Below are 351 nucleotides of genomic sequence, written 5' to 3' on the forward strand. Positions count from 1 at the left end.
GGCCCCCGTCGGTGCTGGAGGCGGGCGGTTCGACCTGGCCGCTGCTGACCTATGACGACCTGGCCTTGCAGATGGCGCAGGACCTGTTCGTCGAGTGGCTGCCCAAGCTCAAGCCGGTGACCTTCGACGCGGCCGCCCTGGCCGAGTGGCAGGCGCTGTGGACGCCGATCCGCGCCCGGGCCGAGGCCGGCGCCTGCGTGTTCTGCCACCGCGACTATCACGCCGAGAACCTGCTGTGGCTGCCCGATCGCGAAGGCCCGGCCCGCGTCGGCCTGATCGACTTCCAGGACGCGGTGGTCGCCCACCCGGCCTGGGACTTCTCGATGCTGCTGCATGACGCCCGTCGCGACG

1 protein-coding gene is annotated in these 351 nt (G+C 71.8%); it reads left to right on the plus strand.

Annotated elements, in window-relative coordinates:
• Positions 1-351: phosphotransferase (locus AC1DOP_RS27420; RefSeq protein WP_477254460.1), on the plus strand; the 351-nt coding region annotated here is incomplete at both ends.

The organism is Massilia sp. 01N410 (assembly GCF_056399665.1).